The organism is Uruburuella suis (assembly GCF_022870845.1).
Lineage (GTDB): Bacteria > Pseudomonadota > Gammaproteobacteria > Burkholderiales > Neisseriaceae > Neisseria > Neisseria suis.
In genome coordinates, this window is record NZ_CP091507.1 from 2,190,299 (window position 1) to 2,211,970 (window position 21,672).

General features: G+C 54.9%; 19 protein-coding genes. 7 read left to right on the forward strand and 12 right to left on the reverse strand.

What is annotated here, in order from left to right; all coding sequences use genetic code 11:
• Positions 1–2: 2 nt before the first annotated feature.
• From pstC to LVJ78_RS10020, 9 genes are all read right to left on the reverse strand, one after another.
• On the reverse strand, positions 3–959 hold the full coding sequence (pstC, locus tag LVJ78_RS09980; protein ID WP_132953883.1) for a phosphate ABC transporter permease subunit PstC: 957 nt from the start codon (positions 957–959) through the stop codon (positions 3–5).
• A gap of 120 nt (positions 960–1,079) precedes the next feature.
• Positions 1,080–2,189, reverse strand: a complete 1,110-nt coding sequence (gene pstS / locus LVJ78_RS09985; protein WP_132953882.1) for a phosphate ABC transporter substrate-binding protein PstS — start codon at positions 2,187–2,189, stop codon at positions 1,080–1,082.
• 455 nt (positions 2,190–2,644) lie between these two features.
• Entirely contained in the window at positions 2,645–3,346 is a 702-nt protein-coding gene (gene phoU / locus LVJ78_RS09990) for a phosphate signaling complex protein PhoU (RefSeq protein WP_132953881.1), read from the reverse strand.
• A gap of 168 nt (positions 3,347–3,514) precedes the next feature.
• The gene (trkA, locus tag LVJ78_RS09995; RefSeq protein ID WP_132953880.1) at positions 3,515–4,915 is read right to left on the reverse strand and encodes a Trk system potassium transporter TrkA; all 1,401 of its coding nucleotides are present in this window, start codon (positions 4,913–4,915) and stop codon (positions 3,515–3,517) included.
• Between the two features lie 83 nt (positions 4,916–4,998).
• Complete coding sequence (locus LVJ78_RS10000; RefSeq protein ID WP_244802560.1) at positions 4,999–5,763, reverse strand: IS5 family transposase; 765 nt, start codon at positions 5,761–5,763, stop codon at positions 4,999–5,001.
• Positions 5,764–6,207: 444 nt separating this feature from the next.
• Positions 6,208–6,879: a beta-phosphoglucomutase gene (pgmB, locus tag LVJ78_RS10005; protein ID WP_132952768.1), complete on the reverse strand. Its 672-nt coding sequence runs from the start codon at positions 6,877–6,879 to the stop codon at positions 6,208–6,210.
• Between the two features lie 3 nt (positions 6,880–6,882).
• The gene (locus tag LVJ78_RS10010) at positions 6,883–9,147 is read right to left on the reverse strand and encodes a glycoside hydrolase family 65 protein (RefSeq protein ID WP_132952770.1); all 2,265 of its coding nucleotides are present in this window, start codon (positions 9,145–9,147) and stop codon (positions 6,883–6,885) included.
• Between the two features lie 12 nt (positions 9,148–9,159).
• Positions 9,160–10,161, reverse strand: a complete 1,002-nt coding sequence (locus LVJ78_RS10015; protein WP_132952772.1) for an aldose epimerase family protein — start codon at positions 10,159–10,161, stop codon at positions 9,160–9,162.
• A gap of 11 nt (positions 10,162–10,172) precedes the next feature.
• Positions 10,173–11,537, reverse strand: a complete 1,365-nt coding sequence (locus LVJ78_RS10020) for an SLC45 family MFS transporter (protein WP_132952774.1) — start codon at positions 11,535–11,537, stop codon at positions 10,173–10,175.
• A 94-nt stretch (positions 11,538–11,631) separates the two neighbouring features.
• Between LVJ78_RS10020 and LVJ78_RS10025 the strand changes: the two genes are divergently transcribed.
• The 4 genes from LVJ78_RS10025 to LVJ78_RS10040 all read left to right on the forward strand — a co-directional run bounded on the left by LVJ78_RS10025 (position 11,632) and on the right by LVJ78_RS10040 (position 15,491).
• Positions 11,632–11,949, forward strand: coding sequence for a hypothetical protein (locus LVJ78_RS10025; protein WP_132952776.1), 318 nt, complete (start codon positions 11,632–11,634; stop codon positions 11,947–11,949).
• A 184-nt stretch (positions 11,950–12,133) separates the two neighbouring features.
• On the forward strand, positions 12,134–13,657 hold the full coding sequence (locus LVJ78_RS10030) for a fumarate hydratase (protein WP_132952778.1): 1,524 nt from the start codon (positions 12,134–12,136) through the stop codon (positions 13,655–13,657).
• Between the two features lie 213 nt (positions 13,658–13,870).
• The gene (locus LVJ78_RS10035; RefSeq protein WP_132952780.1) at positions 13,871–14,581 is read left to right on the forward strand and encodes an SIMPL domain-containing protein; all 711 of its coding nucleotides are present in this window, start codon (positions 13,871–13,873) and stop codon (positions 14,579–14,581) included.
• Between the two features lie 106 nt (positions 14,582–14,687).
• Positions 14,688–15,491: a M48 family metallopeptidase gene (locus LVJ78_RS10040; protein WP_132952782.1), complete on the forward strand. Its 804-nt coding sequence runs from the start codon at positions 14,688–14,690 to the stop codon at positions 15,489–15,491.
• 702 nt (positions 15,492–16,193) lie between these two features.
• On the opposite strand, the gene fabF is transcribed toward LVJ78_RS10040, so the two are convergent.
• The 3 genes from fabF to LVJ78_RS10055 form a co-directional block, all read right to left on the reverse strand.
• Positions 16,194–17,444 (reverse strand): beta-ketoacyl-ACP synthase II, encoded by a 1,251-nt coding sequence (fabF, locus tag LVJ78_RS10045; protein WP_132952784.1) that lies wholly within the window; start codon positions 17,442–17,444, stop codon positions 16,194–16,196.
• 160 nt (positions 17,445–17,604) lie between these two features.
• Complete coding sequence (gene acpP / locus LVJ78_RS10050; protein WP_047759914.1) at positions 17,605–17,841, reverse strand: acyl carrier protein; 237 nt, start codon at positions 17,839–17,841, stop codon at positions 17,605–17,607.
• A 257-nt stretch (positions 17,842–18,098) separates the two neighbouring features.
• Positions 18,099–20,102, reverse strand: a complete 2,004-nt coding sequence (locus LVJ78_RS10055) for a prolyl oligopeptidase family serine peptidase (RefSeq protein WP_424580106.1) — start codon at positions 20,100–20,102, stop codon at positions 18,099–18,101.
• Positions 20,103–20,190: 88 nt separating this feature from the next.
• Between LVJ78_RS10055 and LVJ78_RS10060 the strand changes: the two genes are divergently transcribed.
• The 3 genes from LVJ78_RS10060 to LVJ78_RS10070 all read left to right on the forward strand — a co-directional run bounded on the left by LVJ78_RS10060 (position 20,191) and on the right by LVJ78_RS10070 (position 21,672).
• On the forward strand, positions 20,191–20,751 hold the full coding sequence (locus LVJ78_RS10060) for a hypoxanthine-guanine phosphoribosyltransferase (RefSeq protein WP_132952788.1): 561 nt from the start codon (positions 20,191–20,193) through the stop codon (positions 20,749–20,751).
• A 225-nt stretch (positions 20,752–20,976) separates the two neighbouring features.
• Entirely contained in the window at positions 20,977–21,399 is a 423-nt protein-coding gene (locus tag LVJ78_RS10065; protein ID WP_132952790.1) for a PTS sugar transporter subunit IIA, read from the forward strand.
• Between the two features lie 3 nt (positions 21,400–21,402).
• Positions 21,403–21,672 carry an HPr family phosphocarrier protein gene (locus LVJ78_RS10070; protein WP_132952792.1) on the forward strand — a complete coding sequence of 90 codons (270 nt, stop codon included), beginning with the start codon at positions 21,403–21,405 and terminating at the stop codon, positions 21,670–21,672.

Below are 21,672 nucleotides of genomic sequence, written 5' to 3' on the forward strand. Positions count from 1 at the left end.
CTTTAGTGTGAGCGGCCTTCATTGCGCTGCATGCGCAACAACATCACTTTGGAAATGCACAACACCACAAAGGTAATCAGGAAGAGAATCAGGCCCAGATATAAGAGCGATGATAAATGCAACGGGTCCACCGCTTCGGCAAATTCGTTGGCCAGCGCCGAGGTGATCGACACGCCCGAGTTATACAGGCTGGCGCTGATGTTGAAGGTGTTGCCGATAATAAAGGTAACCGCCATGGTTTCGCCCAACGCGCGACCGAGGCCGAGAATGATGCCGCCCACCACACCGGCTTTGGTGTAAGGCAGCACCACATGGCGCACCACTTCCCAAGTGGTGCTGCCCAAGCCGTAGGCCGATTCTTTCAGCATCGGCGGCGTTACCTCAAACACATCGCGCATCACCGAGGCGATAAACGGAATAATCATAATCGCCAGAATCAGGCCGGCGGCAAACATGCCGATGCCCATGGGCGCGCCTTGAAACAGCATGCCGATCAGCGGCAGATCGCCGAAATATTTAATGAAAAACGGCTGGATATAATCGGCAAACACGGGTGCAAACACAAACAAGCCCCACATGCCGTAGATAATCGAGGGAATGCCCGCTAAAAGTTCCACCGCAATGCCCAGCGGCCGGCGCAAAAATGCCGGGCACAATTCGGTGAGAAACACGGCAATGCCGAAGCTCACCGGCACGGCAATCAGCAAGGCGATGGCCGAGGTAACCAAAGTGCCGTAGATGGGCGCGAGTGCGCCATATTGGCCTTGCACCGTGTCCCAATTGGAAGATGTAAAAAAGCCGAAGCCGAATTCGCGCATGCTGGGCAAAGCGCCGATCACCAGCGAAATCAGAATGCCGCCCAAGCTGGCCAGCACCAAAAAGGCAAACAAACGGGTGGTGCCGACAAATAAGGTGTCAAGCAGGCGCTGCTGCTTGAGCTTTTGTTGGAGTGAGCTCATAAGATGTGTTCTTTTGCATAAGTGTTTGCTGCACAAGCACCATCGTTTGCACAACTTTAAAAAGGCCGTCTGAAACAATCCGCAACCGCCGGATTGCCGTTCAGACGGCCTTTTGCTTCATCAGTAGATCGCCGCACCGTTGGCATCGGTGATCTGCTTCCACTCGGCGCGCACCAAATCTTTCACCGATGCGGGCAGCGGCACATAATCAAGCTTGGCAGCCGCATCGTCGCCGTTTTGATAAGCCCAGTCGAAGAAGCTCAGCGCCGCTTTGGCTTTGGCCGCATCATCGGCTTTTTTGTGCACCAAAATAAAGGTGGCGGCAGCCAAGGGCCACGCTTTTTCAGCCGGCTGATTGGTCAGCACCAAGCTGAAGCCCGGCACGCTTTTCCAATCCACATCGGCCGCAGCGGCAAAGCTCTCTTGCGAAGGCTGCACAAAATGGCCGGCTTTGTTTTGCAGCTGCACGTGCGACATATTGTTTTGCTTGGCATAAGCATATTCCACATAGCCGATGGAATTTTTCACGCGGTTTACATAAGTCGACACGCCTTCATTGCCCTTGCCGGCCGCGCCCGAGCTGGAAGTGGGCCATTTCACCGTGTTGGCCGCGCCCACCGATTCCTGCCACTTGGGCGAAACCTGGCTCAGATAAGTGGTGAAAATAAAGCTGGTGCCCGAGCCGTCGGAGCGGAACACGGTGGTAATCGGCGCATCAGGCAGCTTCAGGCCTTCGTTTAAAGCGGCGATTTTCGGGTCGTTCCATTTGCTGATGGTGCCCAGATAAATATCGGCCAACACCTCGCCGGTGAGCTTCAATTCACCCGGCTTGATGCCTTCCACATTTACCACCGGCACCACGCCGCCGATCACAGTCGGAAACTGCACCAAGCCTTCTTTTTCCAAATCTTCCGCTTTCAGGGGCGAATCAGACGCGCCGAAATCCACGGTTTTGGCGGCAATCTGTTTCACGCCGCCCGAAGAGCCGATAGATTGATAATTAATGCGGCCGCCGCTTGCCGCCTGATAGGCTTGCGCCCATTGCACATAAATCGGCTGCGGAAACGAAGCACCGGCGCCGGTGATGTCCAGCACCACTTTATCGGAAGCGGCAGCAGGCGAAGCGGCAGAAGCGCCCTCTTGTGCGGCCGGAGCAGTGTTGTTGGAGCCGCCGCAGGCGGCCAGGGCGAAAGCGGCGATCAGCGCAGCGCTCAAAATACGGATTTGCATAATGTTTCTCTCTATCGTAAAGAAGGGGCGGTTTCAAACGTTGCCAGTTTAAGCAAGCTTTGTTTCAACTGTGTGACAAAACTTACAAAGCCTTACATATTCGCTGAAACATTTAATAAGCAATTGATTTTAATTAAATTTCAAATGAAACAACCTTCATCCGGCAAAGCGTTTCAGGGCAGCGTGTCGGTTTTGGCAAAGGCCGTCTGATACCCATTCCAAAAATAACCTTACAAAATAAAAGCAGTTCGGCAGCATCATACGCGTAGGTCGGATTCTTGAATCCGACGTTTGGCCATCGGCCAAAGCAATGTGCGTGCCTTGTTCTGCGAACAAGTGTCGGATTCGAGAATCCGACCTACAGGCTGCCTGTTTGTTTATTATTTTTTGAATGGGTATGAAACATTTGCGCCCACAAAAAAGCAGCCCGAAGGCTGCTAAAGAAAGCGCTGAAACTATTCTGACAAATCGGCCTTAATCTGCTCCAGCGGTCGGTGGCGCACATCAATGCCGCGGGTGAGATACACCACATGCTCGGCAATGTTTTCGGCATGATCGCCGATGCGCTCGATGGATTTGTTCATAAACATAATGTCGATGGTGGCGCTGATGCTGCGCGGGTCTTCCATCATAAAGGTAATCAGGCTGCGCAATTGGGCGCGGTAATCGGCATCGAGGTGTTTGTCGGTTTCGGAAAGCTCGATCACGGCGCCGGTGTCGAGCCGGGCAAACGCATCCAGCGCGCGGTGTATCATGCCCAGCGTGACCGTGCCCATGCGGTGGGTGTTGTAAAGCTCGGGCGCGGCCACGCGGTTGTTGCCCAAAAGCTCGTGTGCTTTGAGGGCTATTTTTTTCACCTCATCGCCGATGCGCTCCAAATCCACAATCACCCGGCTCACCGCCAGCACAAAACGCAAATCACCGGCAGCCGGCTGGCGGCGCGCGATAATGGTTTGGCAGGCATCGTCGATTTCCACTTCGAGCTTGTTGATGTCGGCATCGCCATCAATTACTTCGGTGAGCCCGCTGCTGCTGCCTTCGTCTAAAGCGGCCAGCACTTGCTGCAAACGCGCTTCCACCAGCCCGCCCATGCGCATCACTTCGCTGCGCACGTTTTCCAGCTCTTGATTGAAATGGGATGAAATATGTTCGGCCATAGCCTCTCTCCTGTTGTGTGTAAACGCCGAAGCCGGCCGCGCGGGCGCTGCTGCAAAGCTTTCGGCTGCATCGGAGCATGATAAAACAGTTTGATGACAGAATCTTTACTGCGCTGAAAATGATGCATAAGGCCGTCTGAAACTTTTCTTTCAGACGGCCTTTCATATTCAGCCGAAAAAGCCCATCTTCACCTGAATCAACTTTTCCAGCTCGCGCAGCACGCGCCGGCGCGACACGAAGAAAATGAGGTGATCGCCATCGGCCATCACCGCATCTTCTTTGTGGCCCATAATCACTTCGTCATCGCGCACCAGCGCGGCGAAATGGCAGCCTTGCGGCCACTTCACTTCCGACACGCGCCGCCCCACCAGCGCGGAAGTTTGCGGGTCGCCGTGCGCCACCACTTCAATCGCTTCGGCGGTGCCGCGGCGCAAGGGGTGCACCGCCACCACGTCGCCGCGGCGGATGTGCGCCAAAATCGAGCCGATGGTGACCAAATGCGGCGACACCACAATGTCGATTTTGTTGCCTTCGAGCAAATCCACATAGCTCGAGCGGTTCACAATCGCAATCACGCGCTTGGCACCGAGGTTTTTCGCCAGCAGGCTGGCCATGATGTTGTTTTCATCATCATTGGTGAGCGCGCAAAACACGTCGATTTCATCAATGTATTCTTCATCGAGCAGCGATTCGTCGGTGGCCGTGCCCTGCAACACCAGTGCATTATCCAAATGCTCGGCCAGCCATTCGGCGCGGCCGGGGTTGAATTCGATGATTTTAATGTCGTATTGCGCTTCTAGCTGTTTGGCCAGCCGGTAGCCGATGTTGCCGCCGCCGGCAATCATCACGCGGCGGGTGCGCTGCTCCAGCGGGCGCAATTCGCGCATAATGGTTTTCACATTGGCCGCAGCTGCCACAAAACACACTTCGTCGCCCTCGATAATCACGGTTTGCGCCGAGGGCACGATAAAGCGGTTGTTGCGGTAGATGGCGCAAATCTGGCAATCCACATTATCGGGCAGGTGGCGGTTGATTTCGGCGATTTCCTTATTCACCAGCAAGCCGCCTTTGTGCGCCTGCACAATCACCATTTTGGCTTTATCGTCGGCAAAACGCAGCACCTGCAAAGTGCTGGTATAGTTGATCAGCCCTGCCAGCCGCTCGGTAACGAGCTGCTCGGGGCTGATGGATTCGGTAACGTCAAACACCTTCAGGCTGCTGCCGCATTCTTCTTCATCGGGCTGGTATTCCAGATAATCCACCGAGCGCACGCGCGCGATGCGGCTGGGAATGTTAAACATATCCGCGCCCAGCTTGCAGGCCACCAGATTGGTTTCATCGCTGCGGGTGAGCGCCAGCATCAAATCGGCATCGGCCGCACCGGCGCGCTCCAGCACCATGGGCGACGCGGCATTGCCGTGCAGCGTTTGCACATCGAGCTTGCTGCCCAAATTGTGCAGCGCCGTTTCGTCGATATCGATAATGGTCACATCGTTATTGGGCATGCTGGCCAGATTTTGCGCCACGGTCGAGCCGACCTGGCCGCTGCCGAGAATGAGGATTTTCACGTTTGAATGCCGTTATTCAAAGAAACAGCAGCTATTGTAAACCACTTGTTTCAGACGGCCTAGGGGCTGTTCACAATTACTTGTCATAAAGGTAGCCACATCACAATGCATCCCAATAAAACCGTGCTGTGGAAGTTGCGCTTTAGCTTATCGTAGCGGCTGGCAATCGCTCGGAAATGTTTCAGACGACAAAAAGTATTCTCCACCAAGTGCCTGATTTTATAAAGATACCAGTCCATGTCTTTATTTTTCTCTTCCCTGTCTTTTCTATAGGGAATATTGGCTTTCGCGCCACTTTCCTCTATCTGTTCCCTGAGTCGGTCTGAATCATAGCCCTTATCCGCATTCACAAGCTCAGTTCCGGCAAGATCGATGTTATCAAGCAATTCCGGCGCAACGCTGATATCGTTGATATTGCCCGCAGTAATGATAATCTCAACCGGATTGCCTGAGACGTCTACCGCCAGATGAATCTTGCTGGTCATCCCGCCCCGGCTCATACCGATTGCGTGTTCCTCTTCTTCGCTGAGCCATGAGGCGCCGGCTGAATGTTGATGCGCCCGAACATAGCTGCCATCTATGGCTACCCATTCCAAATCACAGTCTTGGCTGAGCTTTTTTAAGGCTTCGGCAAAAATACCTTTTGCCGACCAACGGTTATAAGCCGTGTAAACGGTATGGTGTTTGCCGAAATACTCGGGCAGATCGCGCCAAGGGATGCCGGTTCTGACTCTGTATAGGATGCCTTCGAAAATCAGGCGTAGATTGGGTTTGCAATAAACACCCAAATCACGCAGAATGGGCAACAGCTTCGTCCAGTATTCATCTTTGAGTAGTGTGCGGGGCATGGCAGGTGTATTAGGGTTGTGTGAGAGCTCCCTTTTTACACCTGCTTTCCTTTTTATTCAATGTTATGACAAGTAATTGTGAACAGACCCTAATACCAAACCGAAAAAGCAAGACAACAAAGCGGCTGCCAATAATCTTCCCTTTTCCAAGTGTTGCACTTGGAATCCGAAGCAAAGGCCGTCTGAAAGGTTTTCATACCAATTCAAAAAAGTAAGCTAACAAGGCGGCGAGCCGCAGACAGTACAACTAGTACGGCAAGGCGAGACAACGAAGTTAGGTTATTTTTTTGGATTGGTATCAGACGGCCTTTGCTTGCAATATTTATAAAGGTTTATTTTTTTGATTTGATATCACGCTTTCAGACGGCCTCTCATCACCATTGCGCAAAAAGCCGCTGCCGCACCCACGGGATGCGGCAGCGGCTTTTTGCGCCGTGCAAACCATCAGCGCTGCGCTTGGCGCCACACTTCTTCCAGATAAGCCAGCGTGAGCTCGGCGGTGCCGGCCACAATGGCGATATCATCACCCAAATCCTGTGCGCGCCCTACACCCACCGGCAGCGCGCCGGCGGCTTTAATCGCCTGCACGCCGGCCAGCGCGTCTTCAATGCCCAGGCAGGCGCGGATATTGGTGCCTACGCCCTTGGCGGCGGCCAGGAAAATATCGGGTGCCGGCTTGGAATGCGCCACGGCGCCGGGGTCGGCAATGGCGCCGAAAAAACGTGTCAGCCCCATTTTTTCAAGCAGAAACGGCCCGTTTTTGCTGGCCGAAGCCAAGGCGATTTTCTTGCCTGCCGCCTGCAAGGCTTCCAAAAGCGGCAAAATGCCGGGAAACACATCATCGGGTGTGATGGCGGCGATCATTTCAATATAGCTGTCGTTTTTGCGCTCGGCCAAGCGGGCAAATTCTTCTGCGCCGATTTCGCCCTCTTTGCCGCCGAAAGCCAGTATGCGCTTGAGCGAATCTTCGCGCGACACGCCTTTGAGCTGCTCGTTGAAGCTGCGGTCGATCTCGATGCCCAGCTCGCCGGCCAGCTTTTTCCAGGCGCGGTAATGGTATTCCGCCGTGTCGGTAATCACGCCGTCTAAATCGAATAACACTGCTTGAAAAGTCATGGTTCAGGCTCCTTGCTTTTTCAGGGCGGTGGTGTAAACGCTTTCGAGCTGCACCGGCTCGCCATACACTTCCAGCGCAATCGGGCTGCCTTTGAGCAAGGCGATTTCCACTTGTTTATTCACGCTCACTTTCAGCAGGCGGCCGCGATAGTTAATGTGAAACGCATAAGCCGTCCATGCCTGCGGCAGGAAAGGCGCAAAGCTCAAGGTGCCGCCCCAGGTTTTCATTTGGGCAAAGCCCTGCACAATCGCCAGCCAAGAGCCGGTCATCGAGGTGATGTGCAGGCCGTCTTCGGTGTCGTTGTTGTAGTTGTCCAAATCAAGCCGCGCGGTGCGCTCATACATTTCCACGGCTTTTTCTTCTTTACCCAATTCTGCCGCCAAAATGGCGTGCACCGAGGCCGAAAGCGAGCTTTCGTGCACAGTCATCGGCTCGTAAAAATCGAAATTGCGCCGCTTGGTGTCGATATCGAAACGGTCGCCGAAGAAGTAAACCCCTTGCAGCACATCGGCCTGCTTGATAAAGGGCGAGCGCAGAATTTTATCCCACGACCATTTTTGGTTGAGCGGCAAATCGTCGGGCGAGAGCGCGGAAACCGGGCGGATGTCTTTATCGAGAAAGCCGTCGTGCTGCACGAAAACATCCAGCACTTCATCATAGGGATAATACATATTGGCCACGATATCCGCCCATTTATCCAGCTCAGCTTCCGAGATGCCCAAATCGGGGCGCGGGTATTTATCGAGTGCGGCTTTGGTGTAGCCGAGCACCCAGGCGGCCAAGGTGTTGGTATACCAGTTGTTGTTGATGTTGTTTTCGTATTCGTTGGGGCCGGTCACGCCGTGAATCATGTATTTGCCGTGGCGTTGGGAATAATGCACGCGGTCGGCCCAGAAACGGGCGATTTCCACCAACACTTCCAAGCCTTCGCCGGCCAGATAGCCTTCATCGCCGGTGTAGTTGGTGTAGTTGTAAATCGCATAGGCTATCGCGCCGTTGCGGTGGATTTCTTCAAACGTGATTTCCCATTCGTTGTGGCATTCGATGCCGGTAAAAGTCACCATCGGGTAAAGTGCGCCGGCCAGCCCTTGCTCGCGCGCGTTGTGTTGCGCCTGCGGCAATTGGTTGTGCCGGTATTTGAGCAGGTTTTCGGTAACTTGCGGCTCGGCCAGCGAAAGATAAAGCGGCACGGCATAGGCTTCGGTGTCCCAATAAGTGGCACCGCCGTATTTTTCGCCGGTAAAGCCTTTGGGGCCGATATTGAGGCGGGCATCTTCGCCGTAATAAGTTGAGAAAAGTTGGAAAAGGTTGAAGCGTATGCCTTGTTGGGCGGCATCGTTGCCTTCGATCACCACATCGGCAATCGCCCAACGTTGGCGCCAGCCGTTTTCGTGCGCGGCCAGCAAATCGGCAAAGCCCGTCTGCTCCATATCGGCAATCAGCGCACGGCCGGCCGCTTCCACCGCATCCAGATTCTCGTAATCGCGGCTGGTGGTAACGACCACCCGCTTTTCAAACGATTTCACCGCTTCGCCCACTTCGGCTTCAAATGTGTTGCTCACTTGCCAATCGCTTTGCCGGTGTGCGGTTTCGGTGAAATCGCCGGCAAAGCTTTGCTGCGCATTCACGATAAACTGCGGCACGCCAAAGGGATTGGCCACGGTTTGCGCGGCAATGTGTGCGCCGCCGGTAAAGGCTTTTTTGTTTAACACCTGCCAAAATGTTTCTTCATAATTGGCATCTTCGTTTTTCACATCGGCATCGATAAACGATTCGATTTTCACATGATGGCTTTTGCCATCGGCCGACACCACATCCCAGCGCATCAGCGCCAGCTCTTTTTGCGCCACCGAAAAGAATTTGGTGAGGCAAAACTGCACGCCGAACACGGTGAATGTGCGCCGCAGCACGCCGGTTTGCATATCTAAGGCCACCGAAAAACCGCTCACTTCGTTTTCGGCCAAATCCACTTCCTGATTGTCGACAAAAATCGCCACTTTGCCGAAATTCACGGCATTGATGGCTTTGCCGAAATATTTCGGATAGCCGTTTTTCCACCAACCCACGCGGGTTTTATCGGGAAACCACACGCCGGCGATATAAGTGCCCAAGTGGCTGTCGGCCGAATAGCGCTCTTCAAAGCTGCCGCGCGCGCCCATATAGCCGTTGCCCAGGCTGGTGAGGCTCTCTTGCAGGCGCTTGTGGGTTTTATCCAGCGTGGTTGATTTAATCACCCACGGGTCTACTTCCATAATTCGCGTATACATAATTTGTCTCCGTTAATTCATTTCAATTTGGTAAATAATCACGGCTTCTTTGCACTCGCCTTTGTTGAGGCGGATGTTGCCGAATTCGGGGTGGTGCAGGCTGTCGGGCAAGGTTTGGGCTTCGGTGGCCAGCGCATCATAATCACCGGCATCGTGCTGTGCGGGCTCTTTGGGCGCGGCGGTAAACACCACCAAGCCGTTGCGGTTGCTGAAAATATTCACCCGAAAACCCTCACCCGTATCCAGCACGGCCACGGGCGCTGCCAAATCCGGCCGCACCCGATAAGCTTCGTCAAACCCGCTTTGCGTGGTGCTGCGGCGCAAGGCCGACACGGCTTGGGCAAGATCTTGGCCGTCTGAAAAATCAAACAGCGCATTGCCGCCATCGCTCAAGCCCGTGGGCAGGCGCTCGGCATCAAGCTGCATGTGCTGCCCGTCGGGTATTGCCAGCCGCGCGCCGGCCAAGCCTTGCGGCAGCCGCCAATAAATATGCATGGTCGGGTCAAACACGGTGTCGCCCAGCGCGGTGGCGCGGTAGGTGATTTTCAGGCTGTCGTCGTCGGTCAAATGATAGTGGATGCTTACATCCAAATCATTCGGATAACCGTCTGAAACCTGCTGCAGGCGGGTGGAGAGCACCAATTCACTGCGGCTCACCCAAGCGGCGTCGAAAAGCTGCATGCTCAGCCCGTTGCTGCCGCCATGCAGGGCGTTTTTGCCCTCATTGGCTTCCACCTGATAAGCTTGGCCGTTGATTTCAAACGCCGCGCCTTTAATGCGCCCGGCCACGCGCCCGATTTGTTTGTTGATTTGAAAAGGGTTTTCAATATAGCCTTGCGCATCATCAAAATGCACCACCAAATTGTGCGGCCCGCCGTTTTGCAACACGGAAAATTCCTGAATAATGCCGCCCAAATTCAAAATGCCCGCCCTGCTGCCTTTTGAATTGGTTAAGATGTATTTGCAGACGGCTTGGTCTTGGAAAAAACCGAAAGCCTGCTCACATGCGCTCATGCCGACTCCCTTTATGCGCTTGGCGTTTCACGGTGTGTTTCTTTGATGAAAAACACCGAGCAGGCGCCCAGCAGCAGCGCGATGCCGCCGGCTAAAAACATATTGGCCTGCTGGCCGCCCAAAAGCGGGTAAAGGCCGAAGCTCAAGAGCGAGGCGATAATCTGCGGAATGCAGATAGAGCCGTTAAACAAGCCCAAATAAGTGCCCATATGTTTGCCTGAAAGCGCGTTGGTTACAATGGTGAGCGGATAAGTGAGAATGCCGGCCCAGGCGATGCCGATTAAAATGTAAGAGCCCACCAACACATATTGGTCGGTAACGAAGAAAATCGAGAAAAAGCCCAATGCGCCCAAGGCCAGGCTCGTGAAATAGCCCGCTTTGTGGTATTGGTTCGGCACTTTGGCCAGCACATAAGAGCACACCACCGCCGCAATCGACTGCACCGCCGCGAGCACGCCATACCAGTTGCCCGCTGCCTGATAGCCCGAAGAAGAGGCATCGGTGGTTTGCCACACGTTTTCCGCAATCGCGCCGGCCGAGTAAGTCCACATATATTGAAAGGCAAACCAGCAGAAAAACTGCACCAAAGCCACCGTCCAAAACGCTTTGGGCGCTTGTTTCAAAAGATCGATCCAACTGACCTTTTCATGATTGGCGCGCGCATCAATACCGTGATAGCGGGCATAGGTTTCCGGGTCGTATTCTTTCACCTTGAAGATGGTCAGCGCGCTGGTAATCACCAAAATCGCCGCGCCCACATAAAACGACACAATCACCGTTTGCGGCACCACGCCTTTGGGCGCCGTGTTGGCCAGGCCGATATAGGCAAACACAAAAGGCAGTATCGCCGCAATCACCCCGCCAGTGTTCGACAAAAAGCTCTGAATGCCATAAGCATAGCTTTTTTGCTTGTCGTTCACCATATCGCCCACCATCATCTTAAAGGGCTGCATCGCCATATTCGATGACACATCAAGTAAGGCAATCATCAGCGCGCCAAACAACAAAGCATTGAGCGAGGCATAACCGAAGCCGAAGCTGCCCGCATTGGGCATCAGAATCATCACAATCACCGCCACCAACGAGCCGTATAAAAGATAAGGCAGCCGGCGGCCGCCCAAGCGCGGTGCCCAGGTGCGGTCGGAGTAATAGCCCACAATCGGCTGCACCAAAAGCCCGGCCAACGGCGGCAGAATAAAAAACCAGCCCAAGCTGTGCGGGTCGGCACCCAGCGTTTGGAAAATGCGGCTCATTTGCGAGCTTTGCAGCGTAAAGGCCGTCTGAACGCCGAGAAAGCCGAAGCTGATCATCCAGATCATATTTTTGGAAAGTGTCGGCAAGCCTTGTTGCGTTGCCGCTTGGGATTCTTCTTTCATAGCAAACTCCTTATTGGGATGCAGCGAATTGCAAGTGAAGCCTTGGCGGCCTCCAAGATGCATTCCTACTTTTGCTTGCGCTAAATCAATATGAATGAAGTTTTATTTCATTTTCAACCAAACAAACCCGTTTTCCGATATGCATATTCTGCATTTAGTTGTTTTCACCGCCAAACCGGCAGCCATTTTTTCCATTTATTTTTGCGCCATCAACAATAAATTTTTAGATGATTATTTTATAGATTTACTATTTATCTGCATTATCAAACCAAAAATCAATGCTGAAGCGCCATCATCACTTGCACCTAAATCACCCCGAAATCTTTGTTTCAAAGCGCCTTCCACATGCACTCAAGCGCTTTTCTCATGCCGAAACCCACCCAAACAGCAGCGCCCACGCAAGTTTATTTAAATTAAAACAAACGTTTTAAAGCTTTGCCCGCCTTTTCAGACGGCCTGTTTATTTGCTTATCATCAAACACCCGGCAAACACGCTGCCAAATCATATACAAACCCTGCAAAATCATGCTTAAATAAGCGCCACAAATTTTGATAACAGGCCGCCCAAGCAGCGGCCGCCACCTAAGGAACCCACCATGACTGTGATCAAGCAAGAAGATTTCATTCAAAGCATTGCCGATGCTTTCCAATTTATCAGCTATTACCATCCGGTAGACTACATCCAAGCGCTCACCCAAGCCTGGGAAAAAGAAGAAAATCCCGCCGCTAAAGACGCCATGGCGCAGATTTTGGTCAACAGCCGCATGTGTGCCGAAGGCCACCGCCCCATCTGCCAAGACACCGGCATTGCCACCGTGTTTCTCAAAGTGGGCATGAATGTGCAGTGGGACAGCACCATGAGCGTGCAGGAAATGGTGAACGAAGGCGTGCGCCGCGCCTACACCGACCCCGACAACACCTTGCGCGCATCCGTGCTGGCCGATCCGGCCGGCAAACGCACCAACACCAAAGACAACACCCCCGCCGTCATCCACATGGAAATCGTGGCCGGCGACAAAGTGGAAGTCACCTGTGCAGCCAAAGGCGGCGGCTCGGAAAACAAATCCAAGCTCGCCATGCTCAACCCTTCAGATTCCATCGTTGATTGGGTGCTGAAAACCATCCCCACCATGGGCGCGGGCTGGTGTCCGCCGGGCATTTTGGGCATCGGCATCGGCGGCACACCCGAAAAAGCCATGCTCTTGGCCAAAGAATCGCTGATGAGCCATGTAGATATTCAAGAATTGCAGCAAAAAGCCGCATCCGGCGCCGAATTAAACACCGTTGAAGCGCTGCGCTTGGAGCTTTACGAAAAAGTAAACGCGCTGGGCATCGGCGCGCAAGGCTTGGGCGGCCTCACCACCGTGCTCGATGTGAAAATTCTCGACTACCCCACCCACGCTGCCGGCAAGCCCGTGGCCATGATTCCCAACTGCGCCGCCACCCGCCACGTTGAATTCGAGCTCGACGGCTCAGGCCCCGTGAAACTCACCCCGCCCTCGCTCGACGACTGGCCCGACATCACCTATAGCCCCGACAACGGCATCCGCGTGAATGTAGACGAAATCAGCAAAGCCGATGTGGCGCAATGGAAAACCGGCGATGTGCTGCTGTTAAACGGCAAAATCTACACCGGCCGCGATGCCGCCCATAAACGCATGGTGGATATGCTCAACAAAGGCGAAAAACTGCCGGTGGATTTCACCGACAAAATCATCTACTACGTAGGCCCCGTCGACCCGGTGCGCGATGAAGTGGTCGGCCCCGCCGGCCCCACCACCGCCACCCGCATGGACAAATTCACCCGCCAGATGCTGGAGCAAACCGGCCTTTTGGGCATGATCGGCAAATCCGAGCGCGGCGAAGCCGCCTGCCAGGCCATTGCCGACAACAAAGCCGTGTATCTGATGGCCGTGGGCGGCTCCGCCTATCTCGTGGCTAAAGCGATTAAAGAAGCCAAAGTGGTGGCCTTCCCCGAGTTGGGCATGGAAGCGATTTACGAATTCGAAGTGAAAGACATGCCCGTCACCGTGGCCGTCGACAGCAGCGGCTTATCGGTGCACGCCGTAGCACCCAAACAATGGCAGGCCAAAATCGGCATTATTCCTGTGGAAAGCTAACTCTTTTCCCCCGCCAAAGCAAAGGCCGTCTGAAAGCATTCAGACGGCCTTTTTGCCGGCACAAAATCCATCAAAATTGTCTTCCGTTACAGCTTGGCAGCCACACCTTTTCGCCGCCCAAGCACGCTGCTAATCCCTTAACCCTTCTTTTCAGACGGCCTGAATGAATTATGCTAAATTAAGCGCCGTTACCACCCACTTGAAAGCCCCACCATGTCGAAAAAAGCCCTGTTGCTGGCCGCCTTGGCCGCTGCTACCGCCGCCGCGCCCGCCGTGGCCGAGCCGCTCAACTACAACGTCATCGAATTTGCCGAGAGCGCCAGCGCCGAAGTGCAGCAAGACACCATGATCATCGGCCTCGAAGTCAACCAAGAAGGCCGCGACCGCGCCGAAGTCAACCGCGCCTTTATGCAGAAATACAACAAGCTCACCCGCCACATCAGCGCCAACAAAGCGCTCAAGAGCGAGCTGCAAGGCCGCCGCGCCAACCCGCTTTACCAATATAAAAACGGCAAACAAACCCAAATCGGCTGGCAGGAAAGTGCCCAAATCCGCGTGGAAAGCACCGATTTCACCGCCATCAACCAGCTGATTGCCCAAGCGCAAAATGATGCCGCCCTGCAATACACCCAATTTAGCGTATCCAAGAAAAAGCGCGAAGCGGTCATCGACGAAGTGAGCAAAGCCGCGCTCAAACGCTTCCAGGCGCGCGCCGACACTTTGGTGCAAACTTTGGGTTTCCGCGGTTATAAAATCGTGCATCTCAACCTCGGCCAAATCGGCAACCAAAGCGCAGAATACGCTGCCCCGGCTCCGATGATGATGCGCGCCGCCAAAGCCGACAGCATGGGCGGCATGCCCGAAACCACCAACCCGGGCACCGAAGAAATCCGCATCACCGTAAACGGCACCATTCAAATGTAATGCAACAGGCCGTCTGAAACTTTTTTGTTTCAGACGGCCTGTTGAACCAAATTGAAAACATCATGTAAATTCCATTCATTGAATACTTTAAGGGAAGCCAACCACCATGAAAACCCGCACCTTACGCCTGAGCGCCCTCTTCACCGCCGCCGCCTTGACCGCCACCGGCTGCACCTCTGTGGCCGATATGATGGGCTACGACACCGCCACCCTCAACGCCAGCGCCGCCAAAAGCTACACCCAAGTGGTGCAGCAAGCGCAAGACAAGCGCGTGCTCGACACCACCTCGCAAACCTCGCGCCGCATTCAAACCGTGTTCAACCGCCTCAAGCCTTATGCCAACCAAGCCAACCAAACCGGCGTGCCCTTCCAATGGCAGATGAGCGTAATCAAATCCAACGAGCTCAACGCCTGGGCCATGCCCGGCGGCAAAATGGCGATGTACACCGGCATGGTCGACCGCCTCAAGCTGAGCGATGATGAAATCGCCGCCGTAATCGGCCACGAAATGGCGCATGCCCTGCGCGAACACAGCAAAAAAGCCGTCGGCCAGCAAGCGCTCACCGGCTTGGCCGCCAGCATCGGCGGCGCCGTGTTGCAATCCACCACCGGCGCGAGCAGCGACACCGTCAACCTGGGCGCCAACATTCTGAGCGAATACGGCGTAAACATGCCTTTCTCGCGCAGCCAAGAATCCGAAGCCGACCTTTTGGGCGTGCGCCTGATGGCCCAAGCCGGCTACAACCCGCAAGCGGCCATCAGCGTATGGGAAAAAATGAACAGCGTGAGCGACAACAATAACGCGCTCAACGCCATCACCTCATCACACCCCACCAACAACGCCCGCATCAGCGCCATCCGCCGCATGCTGCCCGAAGTGATGCCCATCTACGAGCAAAGCCGCCGCTAAACCGCCGGATAGGGCTTGAGCACAACAGGCCGTCTGAAAGATGGGACACTTTTCCAAGCTTTCAGACGGCCTTTTTCCGTTTACCGTTCTCTACTCTACCAAGTGCAATCTGCATACAAAAGGCACGCGCGCGTTTTCTCATACCAATTCAAAAAAGTAAGCTAACAAGGCGGCGAGCCGCAGACAGTACAAATAGTACGGCAAGGCGAGCCAACGAAGTTAGGTTATTTTTTTGGATTGGTATCATTCAACAACAAGGCCGTCTAAACGGTTAATGTTTCAGACGGCCTTGCTTTTATACCCATTCAAAAAAGTAAGCTTACCAAGCGGCGAGCCTGCGCCAGCACAGATAACACGGCAAAGTGAGACAAGACAGTAAGGTTATTTTTGAATGGATATTGCGCATCAAAAAATCAACGCAAGTCGGTTAATACCAATTCAAAAAAATAACCTTACAAAATAAAAAGCAGTTCGGCAGCATCATCTGCGTAGGTCGGATTCTTGAATCCGACGTTTGGCCAACGGCCAAAGCGATGTGCGTGCCTTGTTCTGCGAACAAGTGTCGGATTCGAGAATCCGACCTACAGGCTGCCTGTTTGTATATTATTTTTTTGAATGGGTATAAGAAATCGACATCACCCAATCAAACAGGCCGTCTGAAAAATGTTTCAGACGGCCTGTTTGATTATTGCCGCTTCAGGCTCAGCCTTCAAACTTCTTAAACACCAGTGTGCCGTTGGTGCCGCCAAAGCCGAACGAATTGGAAATCGCCACATCAATGGCCACATCTCGCGCTTCGTTGGCGCAATAATCCAAATCGCAGCCGCCCTCGATATCTTGCTCGAAAATATTGATGGTGGGCGGTGATTTTTGATGGTGTACGGCCAAAATGCTGTATACCGCTTCCACGCCGCCGGCGGCGCCGAGCAGATGGCCGGTCATCGATTTGGTGGAATTCACCACCACTTTGCGGGCATGCTCTTCGCCCAGCGCCAGCTTCAGCGCATTGGTTTCGTTGGCATCGCCCAGCGGGGTGGAAGTGCCGTGCGCGTTGACATAATCCACATCGGCAGCGTTCAGGCCGGCATCTTTCAGCGCACGGGTAACGGCCAAGGCGGGGCCGTCCACATTGGGGGCGGTGATGTGGTAGGCATCGGAGCTCATGCCGAAACCCACCAGCTCGGCGTAGATTTTCGCACCGCGTTTTTTGGCGTGTTCCAATTCTTCCAGCACCACCACGCCGGCACCCTCGCCCATCACAAAACCGTCGCGGCCCTTGTCCCACGGGCGTGAGGCGGTAGCGGGGTCGTCGTTGCGGGTGGAAAGTGCTTTCATGGCGGCAAAACCGCCCATGCCCAAGGTGCACACCGCGCCTTCGGCACCGCCGGCCACCATCACATCGGCATCGCCGTATTTAATCAGGCGGGCAGAATCGCCGATGGCGTGCGCGCCGGTGGTGCAGGCGGAAACCATGCCGTAGCTGGGGCCGCGATAACCTTTGAGAATGGTTACATGGCCGGAAATCAGATTAATCAGCGAGCCGGGAATGAAAAACGGGTTGATTTTGCGCGGGCCGCCTTCTTGCACGGTCACGCCGGTGGCTTCGATGCTGGGCAGGCCGCCGATGCCGGAGCCGATGTTCACACCCACGCGGTCTTTATCGAGGCCTTCCACATCATCCAGCCCGGCATCGGCCACGGCTTGCAGCGCGGCGGCGATACCGTAGTGGATGAACACATCCATGCGGCGGGCTTCTTTGGGGCTGATGTAGGTGCCGATGTCGAAATCTTTTACTTCGCCTGCGATTTGGCAGGCCAGATCAGAGGCGTCGAAACGGGTGATGGTGCCGATGCCGCCTTGGCCGGCCAGCAGGTTGCGCCATGCGCTGTCGATATCGTTACCGACGGGCGACACTTGGCCCAAGCCGGTGATAACCACTCTTCTCTGACTCATAACTGTCTCGCTTTACGGGCGCAAACGGCTTTGCTTTACAGGCCGTCTGAACGCCCTCATGTGTATTCAGACGGCGAAAAATGTCGCCGCTGATGGGAAAAAGCCTCTGTCGGCAGGCAAACCCGCAGCAGAGGCCGGAATCGGTGCGCGTGGGCGCGGTTTAACCGTTGTGGGCTGTGATGTAATCGATAGCCAGCTGAACGGTGGTGATTTTTTCAGCTTCTTCATCGGGAATTTCGCAACCGAACGCTTCTTCCAGAGCCATTACCAGCTCAACGGTATCCAGAGAGTCGGCGCCCAAATCGTCTTGGAATGAAGATTCGTTTTTCACTTCGGCTTCATTTACGCCCAGTTGTTCGGCAACAATTTTTTTAACTTGTTGTTCAATGTTTGACATGTCGGTCAGTCCTTATATGCCTTGTTTAAAAATCACACAGGCGGGTTACAAAAGTTTGCTTCGGCGCATTGTACCGAATTAGTTTAGAGTTTTCCATCTAAAAAAGCAAGCTGCTCGGTGTGCAGGCAGGCTTAGTTTCAGCGCATATTATCATAGGCTTATTTTGTATCACAAGCGGCTTTTCGTTTTCTTAAACATATCAATTCTTTAAATCAGCCAAGCTGCTTGCGGCGCTTCAGACGGCCGTTTGAAGCGCTTCAGCGCAAAAATCCGTTTAAAAACTGCAACACGCAGGCCAATTCGGCGGCGGTTTGCGCTTGCGTGCCGTTGCCGCTGTGGCCGCCTTCTGCGGGCGCATAAAGCCAGCTTTGCGGGCTGATTCGGCGCAATTTGGCGTAAAACTTGAGCGCGTGCGCCGGGTGCACGCGGTCGTCGGAGAAGCTGGTGGTGATGAGCGCGGGCGGGTATTTTTGGCCGTCTGAAAGCCGGTGATAAGGCGACAAAGCAGCCAGGCTTTCGCGCTCGGCGGGGTTTTCAGGGTCGCCGTATTCTTCTATCCAGCTCGCACCGGCCGAGAGCTGTGCATAATTAAGCATATCGGTGAGCGGTACTTCACACACCAGCGCGCCCATGCTTTGCGGCGCGCGCACAAAAGCCGATGCCGCCACCAAGCCGCCGTTGCTGCCGCCTTGCAGGCCGATATGCGCCGGTGCGCTCAGGCCGCGCGCGGCCAAATCGTGCACCACCGCCAGCAAATCATCCACACTTTTGTGTTTGTTTACGCCTTGTGCCGCCTGATGCCAGGCGGGACCGAATTCGCCGCCGCCGCGCACGTTGGCGAGCACGAAAGCATGGCCTTGCGCCAGCCAATGGCGCCCGATAGTGCCCAGATAATGCGGCAATTCGGGCATGCCGAAGCCGCCATACACATACACCAGCGTGGGCGTGTCGGGCGCGGTTTGCTTGCCGACATGGTAATAAGGAATCGACACGCCGTCTGAAGATTGCGCGTGAAGCTGCTGCACCTTGATGCCGCCTGCATCAAACTGCTTGGGCTGGCGGCGCAACACGGTGAGCTCCATCACATTCAAATCGAGCGCAAACAGGGTGAGCGGCGTGGTGAAATCGCTGGCGCCCACATAAACCACATCGCCGCCCCAGGGCTGATCGGTTAGCTCGAGTGCGCCTTGCGGCAGCGCGGGCAGGCTTTGCTGCTGCCACAGGCCGTCTGAAAAACGCCAAGCGAGCAGGCGGCCGGAAACGTTATCCAAAATATTCGCCACCACAAAGCGCTTGGTGGTTTCCACGCTTTCGAGCGCCTGCGTGTCGTTGGGTGCAAACAATAAATGCGCCGCGCCAAGCTCGCCCTTGTTGAGCTTCACCGCCACCAGCGAACCTGCCGGATAGCTTTGATTGGCGCGCACCCAATCGCTGCGCAGTTGCAGCATCAATTGCCCGGCCAGATAGCCCGCCACTTCGCAATCGCGCGGCAGCTTCAGACGGCCTGTTTCCCCTTCGGGCGACACATATAAATAATCTTTGCTGAAAAAGCCGTCGGCCGCTTCAATCAAATCAATCGGCGCGCCTTGGGCATCGAGATAGCGCCATGCGTTCACCATCACGCCCCCGGCATCCATTTGATGCACCGGCAACGCTTCTTCAAAACTTTGGCCGCGCTGCATCAGCCACACTTGGCGCGGATAGCCCGAGCGCGTGAGCTGGCGCTCGTCCCACGCGGGGCACACCCACACGCTGTTTTCATCGCGCCAGGCGATGTGGTTTTTGCCGGCGGGAAAATGAAAGCCGCCCGCCACAATCGCGCCGGCGTTTAAATCGAATTCCACCGTGTAAGCCGCATCGGCACCGGCGCTGCTGAGCGTGAGCAACGCCTGATGCGGGGCTTCCACATAATGCGACACGCCGTCGAGATACACATCGTCGCCCAACACTTCATCAAAATCGGCCACCGCAAACAACACCTGCCAATCGGGCATGCCGGCGCGGTAAGACGCCGCCGAACACACGCGGTAAACGCCTTTCGGATATTGTGCGTTTTGATAAAAATGATACATGCGCCCGCGGTGCTCCTGGCAAAACGGAATCTGGCGCTCGTCTTGCAGCTGGGCGGTGATGTCGGCCGCCAGCGCGGCAAACGCCTCATCGGCGCAAAACCGCGCCAGCGTTTCGGCGTGCGCCCCGGCAGCAAAATGCGCAGTGGCGGGGGAAGACAAATCTTCCAGATAAGCGTAAGGATCTTGCATGGCAATCAGGCCGTCTGAAAAGCAAAAAAGCGATTATACCAACCCGAGCTGTAATATAATGCGCTTTTATTTTCTGCACCGAATCAAAATGGATATCGACACCAAACGCCACCACACCCAAGCCATGCTCGATCAGGCCGAATTATTGTTCAGCGAAACCGAATGCCGCGCCGCGCTCGAGCGCCTGGCCGGCGAAATCTGCGCCGATTTGGGCGGCAAATATCCGCTTTTGCTGCCGGTGATGGGTGGCGCGGTGGTGTTTACCGGCCAGCTGCTGCCGCTCTTGCGCTTTCCGCTTGATTTTGATTATGTGCACGTGTCGCGCTACGGCGACAAGCTCGAAGGCGGCAATTTCAACTGGCTGCGCATGCCCGAGCCGCAAAACATCGCCGGCCGCCATGTGGTGGTGCTCGACGATATTCTCGACGAAGGCCACACCATGTCTGCCATCAAAGAAAAGCTGCTCGAGATGGGCGCGGCCTCCTGCGCCACAGCTGTGTTTGCCAACAAGCTCACCGGCAAGCCCAAGCCGATTCAGGCCGATTATGTGGGCATTGATGTGCCCAACCGCTATGTGTTCGGCTACGGCATGGATGCGGCCGGCGCCTGGCGCAACCTCGGCGCCGTGTATGCACTAGGCCCTACCTGAGCCTGTTTACAGCAAGGCCGTCTGAACCCTCTTTTCAGACGGCCTCATTGCCCCTATATTATTCTCAATTGTTCTTTGCACCTACTCTGCACCCGGCCACCCTATCGCTTTTCAAGCCGCCGGCCTGATATAATCCTTTTTAATCTTTAATACATCGCAACAGGCCGTCTGAAACGGCCGCAACACACCAACCCCCGCCCGCGCGGGCCATCAGGACACCCACTTATGATCGGCATACTCATCATCACCCACGAAGCCCTCGGCGATGCCTACCGCAGCCTGGCGCAGCATTTTTTCCCGGGCGAGCCGCCGGCCAATATTAAAATCCTCGGCGTTACCCAAGAGCAGCAACACGAAGAAATCATCGCCCACACCCAAACACTGATCAGCAGCTTAGACAAACTCGAGCATTGCAACGGCGTGTTGGTGATTACCGACATTTTCGGCGCCACTCCGTGCAATGCCGCGCGCAAGCTCGTGCTCGAAGGCAAAGTGGCCATGCTCACCGGCCTGAATGCGCCGATGATGGTAAAAGCCCTGCAATCTTCGCCGCATGCCGATGATTTGGTGAAATTCACCCAAAGCGTGAAAACCGCCGCCATCAACGGCATTCTCGACATCACCTCACCGCCCGACGAAAGCTGCTGAACCATGCTCAAACAAGAAATCAAAATCATCAACAAGCTCGGCCTGCATGCGCGCGCCTCCAGCAAATTCACCCAAACCGCCGCGCAATTTTCAAGCGAAGTGTGGGTTACGCGCAAAGAGCGGCGCGTCAACGGCAAAAGCATCATGGGGTTGATGATGCTGGCCGCAGCACAAGGTGCTACCATCGAGCTTGAAACCGAGGGTGCCGACGAAGCCGCCGCCATGCAGGCGCTCGCAGACCTTATCAACGACTATTTCGGCGAAGGCGAATAA

Coding starts and splice junctions, on each gene's coding strand:
- pstC (WP_132953883.1), bottom strand. CDS start 959: ATGAGCTCACTCCAACAAAAGCTCAAGCAGCAGCGCCTGCTTGACACC.
- pstS (WP_132953882.1), bottom strand. CDS start 2,189: ATGCAAATCCGTATTTTGAGCGCTGCGCTGATCGCCGCTTTCGCCCTG.
- phoU (WP_132953881.1), bottom strand. CDS start 3,346: ATGGCCGAACATATTTCATCCCATTTCAATCAAGAGCTGGAAAACGTG.
- LVJ78_RS10000 (WP_244802560.1), bottom strand. CDS start 5,763: ATGCCCCGCACACTACTCAAAGATGAATACTGGACGAAGCTGTTGCCC.
- pgmB (WP_132952768.1), bottom strand. CDS start 6,879: ATGACTTTTCAAGCAGTGTTATTCGATTTAGACGGCGTGATTACCGAC.
- LVJ78_RS10010 (WP_132952770.1), bottom strand. CDS start 9,147: ATGTATACGCGAATTATGGAAGTAGACCCGTGGGTGATTAAATCAACC.
- LVJ78_RS10015 (WP_132952772.1), bottom strand. CDS start 10,161: ATGAGCGCATGTGAGCAGGCTTTCGGTTTTTTCCAAGACCAAGCCGTC.
- LVJ78_RS10020 (WP_132952774.1), bottom strand. CDS start 11,537: ATGAAAGAAGAATCCCAAGCGGCAACGCAACAAGGCTTGCCGACACTT.
- LVJ78_RS10025 (WP_132952776.1), top strand. CDS start 11,632: ATGAAGTTTTATTTCATTTTCAACCAAACAAACCCGTTTTCCGATATG.
- LVJ78_RS10030 (WP_132952778.1), top strand. CDS start 12,134: ATGACTGTGATCAAGCAAGAAGATTTCATTCAAAGCATTGCCGATGCT.
- LVJ78_RS10035 (WP_132952780.1), top strand. CDS start 13,871: ATGTCGAAAAAAGCCCTGTTGCTGGCCGCCTTGGCCGCTGCTACCGCC.
- LVJ78_RS10040 (WP_132952782.1), top strand. CDS start 14,688: ATGAAAACCCGCACCTTACGCCTGAGCGCCCTCTTCACCGCCGCCGCC.
- fabF (WP_132952784.1), bottom strand. CDS start 17,444: ATGAGTCAGAGAAGAGTGGTTATCACCGGCTTGGGCCAAGTGTCGCCC.
- acpP (WP_047759914.1), bottom strand. CDS start 17,841: ATGTCAAACATTGAACAACAAGTTAAAAAAATTGTTGCCGAACAACTG.
- LVJ78_RS10055 (WP_424580106.1), bottom strand. CDS start 20,102: ATGCAAGATCCTTACGCTTATCTGGAAGATTTGTCTTCCCCCGCCACT.
- LVJ78_RS10060 (WP_132952788.1), top strand. CDS start 20,191: ATGGATATCGACACCAAACGCCACCACACCCAAGCCATGCTCGATCAG.
- LVJ78_RS10065 (WP_132952790.1), top strand. CDS start 20,977: ATGATCGGCATACTCATCATCACCCACGAAGCCCTCGGCGATGCCTAC.
- LVJ78_RS10070 (WP_132952792.1), top strand. CDS start 21,403: ATGCTCAAACAAGAAATCAAAATCATCAACAAGCTCGGCCTGCATGCG.